Annotated in this window: 8 protein-coding genes; 6 read left to right on the top strand and 2 right to left on the bottom strand. The window is 66.3% G+C overall.

Annotated features, from left to right (window positions below):
- The first annotated feature begins 171 nt into the window (after positions 1 to 171).
- Complete coding sequence (locus AB0J47_RS29645; protein ID WP_364353210.1) at positions 172 to 732, top strand: NlpC/P60 family protein; 561 nt, start codon at positions 172 to 174, stop codon at positions 730 to 732.
- Positions 733 to 862: 130 nt separating this feature from the next.
- On the opposite strand, the gene AB0J47_RS29640 is transcribed toward AB0J47_RS29645, so the two are convergent.
- Positions 863 to 1,738 (bottom strand): UTP--glucose-1-phosphate uridylyltransferase, encoded by an 876-nt coding sequence (locus tag AB0J47_RS29640; protein ID WP_364353207.1) that lies wholly within the window; start codon positions 1,736 to 1,738, stop codon positions 863 to 865.
- Positions 1,739 to 2,042: 304 nt separating this feature from the next.
- Here AB0J47_RS29640 and AB0J47_RS29635 point away from each other — a divergent pair, with 304 nt between their 5' ends.
- The 3 genes from AB0J47_RS29635 to AB0J47_RS29625 all read left to right on the top strand — a co-directional run bounded on the left by AB0J47_RS29635 (position 2,043) and on the right by AB0J47_RS29625 (position 7,576).
- Positions 2,043 to 3,557, top strand: coding sequence for a DNA polymerase IV (locus tag AB0J47_RS29635; RefSeq protein WP_364353362.1), 1,515 nt, complete (start codon positions 2,043 to 2,045; stop codon positions 3,555 to 3,557).
- Positions 3,558 to 3,653: 96 nt separating this feature from the next.
- Positions 3,654 to 4,157, top strand: coding sequence for a hypothetical protein (locus tag AB0J47_RS29630; protein WP_364353204.1), 504 nt, complete (start codon positions 3,654 to 3,656; stop codon positions 4,155 to 4,157).
- Between the two features lie 155 nt (positions 4,158 to 4,312).
- Complete coding sequence (locus tag AB0J47_RS29625; RefSeq protein WP_364353201.1) at positions 4,313 to 7,576, top strand: arabinosyltransferase domain-containing protein; 3,264 nt, start codon at positions 4,313 to 4,315, stop codon at positions 7,574 to 7,576.
- On the opposite strand, the gene rarD is transcribed toward AB0J47_RS29625, so the two are convergent.
- Complete coding sequence (rarD, locus tag AB0J47_RS29620; RefSeq protein WP_364353198.1) at positions 7,570 to 8,502, bottom strand: EamA family transporter RarD; 933 nt, start codon at positions 8,500 to 8,502, stop codon at positions 7,570 to 7,572. The genes AB0J47_RS29625 and rarD overlap by 7 nt on opposite strands.
- A gap of 34 nt (positions 8,503 to 8,536) precedes the next feature.
- Between rarD and AB0J47_RS29615 the strand changes: the two genes are divergently transcribed.
- Together AB0J47_RS29615 and AB0J47_RS29610 are read left to right on the top strand one after the other, a co-directional pair.
- Positions 8,537 to 10,960, top strand: coding sequence for an HAD-IC family P-type ATPase (locus tag AB0J47_RS29615; RefSeq protein ID WP_364353195.1), 2,424 nt, complete (start codon positions 8,537 to 8,539; stop codon positions 10,958 to 10,960).
- Positions 10,961 to 11,039: 79 nt separating this feature from the next.
- Positions 11,040 to 11,858 (top strand): PhzF family phenazine biosynthesis protein, encoded by an 819-nt coding sequence (locus AB0J47_RS29610; protein ID WP_364353192.1) that lies wholly within the window; start codon positions 11,040 to 11,042, stop codon positions 11,856 to 11,858.
- Positions 11,859 to 11,898 lie beyond the last annotated feature (40 nt).

Genomic DNA, 11,898 nt, shown 5'->3' with positions numbered 1-11,898 from the left:
CAGATCGACTTCTGTGACCGCAGTGAATGTTCGTACTTGAACTGCTCTACCTGAAATACCTTGCGCCACACGTGAATACGTAGGTGGCGCAGGTCTGTGGCGTGCGGATCCCCTTCCCTGACGGCGAGGCCGGTACCGCGCGTTGACCGGGTCGACGGAAGGGACGAGCACATGATCACCGCGCACAAAAGGGCATTGCGGCGGATAGCTGTTGGGTTTCTGGTATCGACTGTCATGGCGCTCGTCCTCGCTGGACCGGTGCGTGGTGATACCGGAAGCGGCTCCGGTTCGGGTAGTTCCGGCTCCGGTAGTTCCGGTAGTTCCGGTAGTTCCGGCTCCGGTAGTTCCGGTAGTTCCAGCGGTTCCGCTGCCCTGCCGCTGCCGAGTGTCGCCGGACTCGGCGCACTGACCGCGGCCTACACTCAGATCGGCAAACCCTACGAATGGGGCGCCACCGGCCCGTTCGCCTGGGATTGCTCGGGTCTGGTCCAGTGGGCATTCCGTCAGGTCGGGGTGAAACTACCGCGCACTACCTGGGAGCAGGCCAAGGTCGGTGCCACGGTTCCGTTCCCGGCCCTGTCGCTGGGTGATGTCGTAATCCTGAATGACGACGCCTCGCATGTCGGCATCTACGCGGGCTCCGGGCAGGTCCTGGACGCGCACGACTGGGGCGTTCCGGTTGGTCTGCATCCGCTGCGCGATTTCGACATCTACACCATTCGTCGCTTCTGATTCGGATCGGCTACGTTCCCACGACCATCGCGCTCGCCCGTAGAGCAACGATGCGGAACGTGAGGGCGTGTTCCAGTGCTGGCCCGACGACAAGGTCGTGATCGTCGCCCTGCGCGAGGCGAGCCCGATATCAGTCGACGAGCTGGCGCAGTAGTGGTCCGTACTGGGGATGCGCCAGAGCCGAGGCGAATTGGGCCACCAGATAGTCGGCGGGATTGCCGGTGTCGTACCAGCGGCCCTGGATGACCTGGCCGAAGACCGGGTTGTCGGCGGCGTGCACATTGATCGCATCGGTGAGGTACACCTCGCCGGTGCGATGTTCGTACCACTGCTCGGTCTGCCTGCGCAGTTCGCAGATGATGCCGGGGGTGACGACATAGCCACCGATCGCGGCATAGTTCGACGGTGCGTCCTCGGGCTTGGGCTTTTCCCGCAGCCCGGTGATGCGCAGCAGGCCGTTGCCCTGGTCGTCCGCGACGACCGGGACGCCGTAGCGCTTGGATTCGGACGGATCCATCGGCATCAGCGCGAGCACCGGCGCGCCGGTCGCCTCGTAGGCGTCGATCAGCTGCTGGGCGCGCGGTACCCCGGCGACGAAGACGTCGTCGGGCCACAGCACCAGCATCGGCTCGTCGCCGAGATTGCGGGCGGCATTGAGCACCGGGGTGCCGTTGCCGTAGGGCCCGTGCTGATCGAGGTAGGTGATGTGCCCGAGCCGGGACAGCTCGCCGACCTCCTCCACCGCATCGGCGAACGCGTCCTTGCCGTCGGCTCGGAGCTGGGCCACCAGGGCTGGATTGGGGCGGAAATGGTCCTGGATCAAGGACTTTCCGCCGCTGACCACAATGGTGATATCGGTGATTCCGGATGCGACCAGCTCCCGGACGGTGTGCTCGATGACCGGCTTATCGCCGACCGGCAGCATCTCCTTGGGGATGGCCTTGGTCAGCGGGAGCAGCCGGGAGCCGATTCCGGCGGCCGGTATCACGGCCTTGCGGATCTTCATGGTCCGATCATCACATACCCGAGCGGGTCCGAACCGGTGATCCCCACGCTTGGGTTGGGCATGTCGAGTCGGCAACATATCGGTATCGGTCCTGGTCACGGATGGTTGGGCAGGGCAGAGCGCCGCACCCGCCCGGTCGTCGCGGCGCACCGATCGGTAGCAATCTCGCAGAAACTACTCGGCTGACGTCCACCTGGAACCCAGGTTGCTTGCCGAATTCACAGGTTTACGCCGGGTTGCGCGGTGGGCCGACCTGTCGGTGCGGCGGCGTAGATTCCGGTGCGTGAGCACCGACAACACCGCTATGGCCGCCGGGCGAGGCGCGTCCGTGCGTACGGCGCGGCGGTGGGTGCTGCATATCGATATGGATGCCTTCTTCGCTTCGGTCGAACAATTGACCCGACCCACACTGCGCGGGCGCCCGGTGCTGGTCGGCGGAACCGGCGGTCGCGGTGTGGTCGCGGGCGCCAGCTATGAGGCGCGGGTATTCGGTGCGCGCTCGGCCATGCCGATGCATCAGGCGCGGCGCTTGGTCGGGGTGACCGCGGTGGTGGTGCCGCCGCGCGGTGCTGTCTACAGCGTGGTCAGTGCGCGGGTGTTCGACGCACTGCGCAGCCGCATCCCGGTGCTGGAGACACTGTCGTTCGACGAGGCGTTCGGTGAGCCGGCCGAGTTGGTGGGCGCGACCGTCGAGCAGGTGCGCGAATTCGGTGAGCAGCTGCGCGCGCTGGTGCGGGAGCGGACCGGGTTGGTCGCCTCGGTCGGTGCGGGTACCGGTAAGCAGCTGGCCAAGATCGCCTCCGGTATGGCCAAACCCGATGGGGTACGGGTGGTTTCGCCGGATGAGCAGCAGCAACTGCTGGCCGGGCTGCCGGTGCGCAAGCTGTGGGGGATCGGTCCGGTGGCCGAGGGCCGCTTGCGTTCGCTCGGTATCGAGACAGTCGGCGCCTTCGCGGCGCTGCCGGAATCGGAGGCGGTGTCCATCCTCGGCGGCAGCGTCGGCGCGGCACTGCACCGGCTGGCCCGCGGCATCGACGACCGGCAGGTCGCCGAACGGGCCGAGGCCAAACAGATCAGCGCTGAGAACACCTATGAGACCGATATCGTCACGATGGCCCAGCTACGTCCGGCGATCGAGACCATGGCAGCGGCCGCGCACCGTCGGCTGGAAAAGGACGGCCGGGCCGCACGCACTGTGGTGCTGAAGCTGAAGAAGTCCGATATGAGCATCGTGACCAGGTCGTTCACCCTGCCGTACGCGACGACCGAGCTGGCCACGTTGACGACGGCGGCGCAGCGCTCGGCCATTGATCCGGCCGAACTCGGGCCGATTCGGCTGGTCGGGGTGGGTTACGGCGGGCTGTCGACCGTTCGGCAGGAGTCGTTGTTCCCAGAGCTCGATCAGGCCCCGGTCGAGGATGCGGGCAGCTGGGAGGGCGACGCGCCGCACTCCGATAGTTGGGATACTCAGCGGGGGCCATCGGCAGCCGAGGACGGTGCGACAGAGCTCGGCGCGCGTGCGTCGGTCGGGCCGCTCGGCGTCGAGCTGGCAGAGACCGCGACCTTCCCGGTCCCCGGGACTACGCAGTCGAGCGTCGGTGCAGCTCAGGGCGATTCGCCGATGCGCAGCGCGACGCTGTGGTATCGCGGACTCGATGTCACGCACCCCGAATTCGGGCACGGGTGGGTGCAGGGCGCCGGGCTCGGTGTGGTTACTGTTCGGTTCGAGACCAGCTCGACAGGGCCCGGTCCGGCGCGTACCTTTGCCGCCGACGACATCAGTCTGTCCCGGGCGGATCCGCTCGGCAGTCTCCGCTGACAGGTAGCCTGGGTCATTCGTGCAGCGTCGCCGATTCGGGTGACGGCTGCCGTTGGTGGAACGACATGTACCTACTCGAACGTAAAGGACGAGCAGTTGAAGCTTCGTAAGACTGGACGCATCGCCATCGCCGGCCTGGCCGTCGTCGCCGCACTCGGCATGACCGCCTGCAGCGATGACAAAGACAGCAAGCCGGCCGCGAAGACAAGTACCAGCGCCAAGGCCTCGGCCAGCGCGAGCTCGAACACCAATCTGCCGCCGGTCCCCTCCGTCGCGGAACTGAACACGCAGCTGCAGCGTGCGCTGGATCCGTCGGTGCCCAATTCGGAGAAGCTCGACGGCGTGCAGGGCGCCGAGGCCGATCCGGAACTGCCGAACCGGCTGGCCGAGGCCGCCAAGGGCGCCAATGTCACTATCACGGTCACCGATGTGACCGGCTTCGGCGACAGCGTCAATGCCAAGGCCAAGGTACTGCTCAACGGCCAGGAGAACATTATCGATGTGCCGTTCGTCGCGGAGGACGGCAAGTGGAAGATCCAGAAGGCCTGGGCCTGCACCATGCTGACCAACCTCGGCCAGCAGTCGGCGGCCTGCGGCTGAGTTCCCTCCGTAGCGACTGCTTGCAGGTCGCTCGAAAGGGTCAGCTGTCGCGGCCGGCCCGGTGTCGGCCGCGACAGCTGTGTACATGCTGAGAATCAATGCCGCACGCCGGCAAGAACTTTCGTTTGAAATAGTTACCGTTAGGATCAGGCCCCGTGGCTGACACGATGGTGTGGGCGGGGCAGCCGTCCGTCGAGGAATCCGAACTCGGGACGGCACAATCGAAGACGCGCTGGGGTTGGGCCGGGCCGATCGCGCTGATCGCGGGTCTGCTGGGCGCACTGTTCGCGGTGGCGGTGCCGCTGCTGCCGGTCCGGGTGGACGCGGCGACGCTGACCTGGCCACAGGCAGGGTCGGCGCGCAGCATCGAGGCGCCGCTGATCTCCTATGCGCCACTGACTTTCGACGCCACCCTGCCATGCACGGCGATCAACCAGCTCAGCGCCAAGGGCGGCACCCTTGTGGCGACCGGACCCGATCACGCGCCGGATCTCGAGCGCTACGGATTCGTCGCCCGAGTGCAGGCTGGAGCCGACACTCCGGCGCGGCTGGATGTGGTGCTGCGCAATCAGGCATTGCTCAGTGTGCCGGTGACCGAATTGGTTCCGGGCTGTGAACTCACCGTGCACGCCGATAGCACCAGCGCGACCGCCACCTTGGTCGGATTCGAAGCGCCCGGATTCCCGGTGGTGCTCAATGGCGACTACCGACCGCAGATGGTGGGCATCTTCAGCGATCTGGCCGCGGCCGATGGTGCGCGCGTCACCGCCGAACTCGATACCAGGTTCTCCTCGACGCCCACGCCGGTGAAACGCGCGGCGATCTGGCTCGCGGTGCTGTGCACGATTGTCGCGCTCGTCGCGCTGTATCGGCTCGATCGGCTGGACGGTCGGCGGGTGCGCCGCTTCCTGCCGCAGCGCTGGTGGACATTCACCCTGCTCGACGTGGTGGTGCTGGGCACCATGGTGGTCTGGCACTTCATCGGGTCGACCACCTCCGATGACGGCTATCAGTTCGGTATGGCCCGTGCGTCGGGTGTCGCGGGTTATATGGCCAACTACTTCGCCTACTTCGGGGTGCCCGAAAATCCGGTCGGCACACCGTATTACGACCTGATCCGGATCATGACGCAGGTCGGCATCGCCAGTCCGTGGGTGCGGCTGCCCGCGCTGTGCTGCGGTGTGTTGATGTGGCTGCTGCTCAGCCGCGAGGTGGCGCCGCGGCTCGGTGTCGCGGTGCGTCGCAACCGGGTCGCGATGTGCAGCGGTGCACTCGGTTTCCTGACCATCTGGCTCGCCTATGACAACGGACTGCGTCCGGAACCGCCGGTTGCGCTGGGACTACTGCTCACCTGGTGTCTGGTCGAGCGTGCCATTGCCACGCGGCGGTTGTTGCCCGCCGGATTCGCGATCCTGGTTGCGGCCTTTGCCTGCACGGCCGGGCCGTCGGGTGTGATCTGTATCGCGGCGCTACTGGCGGGATTGCGACCGGTCGCGCGAATCATCATGGACCGCACCGGGACTCGGGGATCGTTGCGTTCCCGAGTGGTCGGCTACGCCGTGCTGCTCGCACCGCTGCTGGCCGCCGGTATCGTGGTGCTGGCGATCATGTTCGCCGACCAGCCGTTGGCGGCGATGTTCGAGATGAAGCGGATCCACCACATCGTCGGCCCGGATGTCGAGTGGTTCAATGAATATCTGCGCTATCAGTACCTCTTCCAGGGCGAGACGGACGGCTCCGTCGGCCGCCGGATCGGTGTGCTCGTGATGCTCGCGGGGCTCATCGTGTGTGTCATCGTGCTGCTGCGCAAGGGCGGTCGGATTCCGGTGCTGGCCGCGGGGCCGACCCGGCGCATTCTCGGTGTCACCGTCGGCGCGCTGCTGCTGATCATGGTCACGCCGACCAAGTGGACCCATCACTTCGGTGTCTACGCGGGCGTCGCCGGTGCTGTCGCCATGGTGACCGCGATGGCCGTGGCCCCAAGGGTTTTGCGGGCGCCGCGCTACCGTGCGCTGTTCGCCGCGGTGGTGGCATTTCTGCTCGCATTGGTATTCTCCGGGCCCAATAAGTGGTGGTACGTCTCGTCTTACGGCATTCCGTGGTGGGACAAGCCGCCGGTGATCGCTGGTATCGAGCTCAACAAATTGTTCCTGCTCGCGGCCGCCGTACTGCTGGCCGTGGCCGCGTGGTGGCATGTGCGGGCGCCGGAGCCCGGTACCCCGCATCGGGTTTCGCGTCTCGCATGGCGAGTGTCGGTACTTCCGCCGCTGACCATCGCGCTGGCGCTGCTCGTGGTCTGGGATGTCGGCTCTTTCGCCAAGGCGGCCGTGGCCCAGGGCCCGGCGTTCTCGCTGGCGCGCTCGAATATCGAGGCACTGACCGGGAAGACGGCGGGTCTGGCCGGTCATGTGCTGGTGGAGACCGATCCGAATGCGGGCATGCTGCGGCCGCTGACCGGCGATGCGGTGAGCACGCTGTCGGGCTCCGGCACCGGATTCACCGGTTCGGGCGTGGCCGCCGATCTGCGTCCCGACGACGATTCGAGTCCGACCGGCAGCATCGCCGATGCTTTGAGCAGTAAGTCGGCTTCGGAGAACACAGCCGGAACCGCCTCCGCCGCACTGCCTTTCGGACTGAACCCGGCGACGACGCCGGTACTGGGCAGCTACGGCTCCGGAGATGCGGGGCCCGCCGATCTGACCACCGGCTGGTATCGACTTCCCGAATCCGGTGATCGTCATGGCATTATCGCGCTGACCGCGGCGGGCCGGATCCGCTCGGTCGACGCCGACGGCATCGTCACCCCGGGGCAGACCCTCGAAATCGAATACGGTGCAACCGATTCCGCGATGACCGCGCAGCCCATGGGCAAGGTCGCCCCAATCGATATCGGACCGGCGCCGTCGTGGCGCAACCTGCGTGTACCGTTCAGCGAAATCCCCAGCGGCGCGGACGTGATCCGCATCGTCGCCGTCGACCGAGACCGCAATCCCAAGCAGTGGCTGGCCGTCACCCCGCCGCGGGTACCACAGACCAGAACGCTGAACGATGTTGTCGGCTCACAGGTTCCGGTTCTCACCGACTGGATGGTCGGCCTGCAATTCCCCAACCAGCGGCCCTACGATCACCGCGACAATATCGCCGAGGTCCCGGCCTACCGCATCCTGCCGGACCGACCTGGCGCGGAAATCACCACTCTGTGGCAGAGCCACGACGGCGGCGGCCCGCTCGGCTGGTCCAATATGCTGCTGCGTCCGCGCACCCTGGCCACCTACCTCGACCAGGACTGGCATCGAGACTGGGGCGAACTTCAACAACTGGTCCGCATCGATCCCAAGGCCGACCCCGCCGAACCCGAAATCACCCAGCAGGACCACTCCGGCCTGTGGACCCCGGGCCACATCAACACCGCCTACTGACCGGCGCCGCGGCGGTCGGCTGAACTGGCCGGTGCGGGCTGGGCGGTCCGCACCCGCCGCCGACCACGCACCAGCGCGTCGGCGGTGAAAATCGCCAGTGCCGCCCAGATGAGCGCGAACCCGGCCCACCGCGACGCGGGCATCGGCTCATGCGCGACGGCCACGCCCCAGGCCATCTGTAGCGCGGGCGTGAGGTATTGCAGCAGTCCCATGGTCGAGAGCGGAACCCGTTGCGCGGCAACGGCGAACAGCAACAGCGGCAGCAGGGTGACCGGACCGGTCGAGATCATCAGTCCGGAATGTGTGATGCCGCTGGCGAATTCGCTGCGCCCGGTCATCGCGAATACGATGACGAAGGCCAGCGCGAACGGTGCGGCGACCAGACCTTCGGCCGCGATTCCGTGCAGCGCGTCCAACGGAATCACCTTTTTCACCAGCCCATAGGTGGCGAATGAACAGGCCAGTGCCAGCGCGATGAGCGGCGGTCTGCCGTAGTCGACGGTGAGCACGGCGACCGCCACCGCACCCAGCCCCAGCGCCGCCCATTGCGCCCTGGCCAATCGCTCACGGAAGATCAGCACGCCGAATGCCACCGTCACCAGCGGATTGATGAAATACCCCAGCGCACACTCCACCACATGTCCGGAGGTGACGCCGTAGACGTACACGCCCCAGTTGATCGATAGCGCCGCGATGGCCACCGCTGCCATCCGCCAGGTCCGTGGGGCGATACCGCGCAGTCCACCGAGCTGCCCGGTTATCGCCAGCACGATGAGCACCAGCACCAACGTCCACAGAATCCGCTGCGCTACCACTTCGGCCGGATTGGCGAAGGCCAGCAACCCGAAGTACGCCGGAAACAGCCCCCAGATCAGAAATGCGCCTGTACCGAACACCACACCCGGGACCGCTCTGCTTCGCTGCACGCTACCGACGGTAGTTCTCGGTAGCCTGGCGGTCATGTCGATTACCGTGCCCCATACGGCCGTCACCGGGCTGACCGCGGCGGAGGTCGAGCAACGTCGCCGCGACGGGCTGACCAATGATGTGCCGGACCGGGCGAGCCGATCCGTACGCGACATCGTCCGTGCCAATGTTTTCACCCGGATCAATGCCATCCTCGGTGTGCTGTTCATCCTGGTGCTGGCGACCGGCTCGATTATCGACGGGATGTTCGGTCTGCTGATCATCGCCAACAGCGCGGTCGGCATCATTCAGGAGGTCCGCGCCAAGCGCACCCTGGACCAGTTGGCCATTGTCAGCCAGGCCAAGCCGACCGTGCGCCGGGACGGACAGTCGCTCGAGGTGGCGCCGAAGGAGGTCGTCCTCGACGATCTGATCGAGCTCGGACCCGGCGACCAGATCGTCGTCGACGGTACGGTCGAGGAGTCCGCACTGCTCGAGGTCGACGAATCCCTGCTCACCGGTGAGGCCGATCCGGTGGATAAGCAGATCGGCGCGTCGGTGATGTCGGGCAGTTACGTCGTCTCGGGTTCCGGCGCCTACCGTGCGACGAAGGTCGGCCGGGACGCCTACGCTGCCACGCTGGCCGAAGAGGCGAGTAAGTTCACGCTGGTCAAGTCCGAATTGCGCAGCGGTATCGACACCATCCTCAAGGTCATCACCTATCTGTTGATCCCGGCGGGGCTGCTGAGTATCTACAACCAGTTGTTCTCCAGTAAGGAGTCCTGGCGGCCGGCGGTCACCGGCATGGTCGCGGCGCTGGTGCCGATGGTGCCCGAGGGCCTTGTCCTGATGACCTCGGTCGCCTTCGCGGTCGGCGTGGTGCGACTCGGCAGGCGCAAATGTCTGGTGCAGGAATTGCCCGCTATCGAGGGGCTGGCCCGCGTCGATGTGGTGTGCGCGGATAAGACCGGCACGCTCACCGAGAACGGAATGCGCCTGTCGGATATCAAGACGCTCGGCACATTCGACGACGCCGAGGTCCGACAGGCTCTGGCCGCCATGGCCGCCGACGATCCGCGCCCGAATGCGAGCGTGCAGGCCATCGGGGAGGAGCTCGCCGATAAGCCGAATTGGCACCACACCGCGGTCGCACCGTTCTCCTCGGCGAAGAAGTGGAGCGGGTTCTCCTACGGCGAGCACGGCGACTGGCTGCTCGGCGCGCCCGATGTGCTGCTCGACCCGAGGTCCGAAGATGCCCGTGTCGCAGAGGAACTCGGTTCCTCGGGCCTGCGCATTCTGCTGCTCGCTCGCAGTGACCGTCCGGTCGACGCCGCCGACGCACCGGGCGCTGTCGACCCCGCGGCCCTGGTCGTGCTCGAGCAGAAGGTGCGCCCCGATGCCCGCGAAACCCTCGATTACTTTGCCAGCCAGCAGGTTTCGATCAAGGTGATCTCCGGCGACAACGCCGTGTCGGTCGGCGCGGTGGCATCGTCACTGGATCTGCGTGGCGGCGATCACGCGGTCGACGCTCGCGAGTTGCCCGAGGACCGTGCCGCACTCGCCGATGTGCTCGAGCGCGAGACCACCTTCGGTCGGGTGCGCCCGGACCAGAAGCGAGCCATGGTGAGCGCCTTGCAATCTCGTGGCCACACCGTCGCCATGACCGGTGACGGTGTGAACGATGTACTGGCGCTGAAGGATTCCGATATCGGTGTGGCTATGGGGTCGGGCAGTCCGGCCACCCGCGCGGTAGCCCAGATCGTGTTGTTGGACAACAAATTCGCCACACTGCCGTATGTGGTCGGCGAGGGGCGCCGGGTGATCGGCAATATCGAGCGGGTCTCGAATCTGTTTCTCACCAAGACCGTGTACTCAGTGCTGCTCGCCTTCCTGGTCGGCATCGCCGGAGTCGGTTCGCAGATCTTCGACTACGATCCGATCGGATATCCGTTCCTGCCGAGGCATGTCACGATCGCGGCCTGGTTCACCATCGGGATTCCGGCCTTCATCCTCTCGCTGGCTCCGAACAACGAACGCGCCCGCTCCGGATTCGTCTCGCGCGTCATGCGTTTGGCGATTCCCTCCGGTGTGGTGATCGGCGTCGCCACCTTTGTCGCGTATCTGATCGCCTATGCGGGTCCGCATGCCACCTTCGAGCAGAAGGAGCAGGCGGGCACCACCGCGCTGATCACCCTGATCATGATCGCGGTGTGGGTGCTGGCCATCGTGGCCAGGCCGTATGTGTGGTGGAAGGTGGTGCTCATCGGCGCCTCGGTCCTCGCCTATGTGCTGTTGTTCACAATCCCGTTCACCAGGCATTTCTTCAAACTCGACCCCTCGAATATCGAGCTCACCACCGCGGCGTTCATCTGCGGCGCGGTCGGCATCGTGCTCGTCGAAGCCGCCTGGTGGATCGCCGCCGCAGTTCAGGGGGACAAGCACACGCTACTCCCGAGTTCACCGGGCGGGGGCGCCTGAACAACTGGACGGCTGACCCGCCGCGCCGCGAGATACCTTGTGCGAAGCGATCATTCAGGGTTGGAGTACCTTCTCGACTATGGAGGTTTTGCTGCACCAGATCGACGCGTTCGCCGACGCACCGTTCTCGGGCAACCCGGCCGCGGTCATGCCGCTGTCGGCATGGTTGTCGGACGAGCTGTTGCAACATCTGGCCGAGGAGAACAACCTCGCCGAGACCGCCTTCTATACCTCGCAATTACCAGTCGAGGCGGGTGATCCCCCCGGAGAGTGGCCCGCTGTGCACCTGCGCTGGTTCACCCCGACCAAGGAGGTCGATATGTGCGGCCACGCCACCATGGCGACGGCCGCGCAGATTCTCGAGGACATCCATCCCGGCGAGGACCGGGTGAGCTTCTTCACTCGCAGCGGCTGGCTACACGTCGACCGCACCGATGACGACGAATACGTACTCGACCTACCCGCGCTGGAATCCGAGGAGGTCACGCCCGATCCGGCGCTGGTGGATGCGCTCGGCGTCCGTGCGGTGCGCGCCTTCTCCGGATTCGACGAGGTGGTCGTGGTGGGTTCCGAACGCGAAGTGCGCGAGGCGCGGCCGAATTTCGCGGCCTTCCCACCGCTGGCCTTCGATGCGGTGATCACCGCGCCGGGCGATACCGTGGACTTCGTCTCTCGGGTCTTCGGTCCGGACCTCGGTGTGGCCGAGGATCCGGTCACCGGATCGGCGCACGCACAGCTGGTTCCGCTGTGGAGCCGCGAATTCGGCCGGACCGAACTCAGCGCCCGCCAGCTGTCCCGGCGCGGTGGCAGGCTGCGCTGTGAACTCGCGGGCGATCGGGTGCTGCTCATCGGCCGCTGCAGGCGGTACCTGGATGGTGTTGTGGCACTGCCGGATTGACCAGTCCGGCGCGGAATGCTGCGCGCCGGGACCACGGCCT

The sequence above is a fragment of the Nocardia sp. NPDC049737 genome (assembly GCF_040674755.1).
GTDB lineage: Bacteria > Actinomycetota > Actinomycetes > Mycobacteriales > Mycobacteriaceae > Nocardia.
Note: the sequence above shows the minus strand (reverse complement) of the source record. Positions and strands in the feature narration are given on the sequence as shown.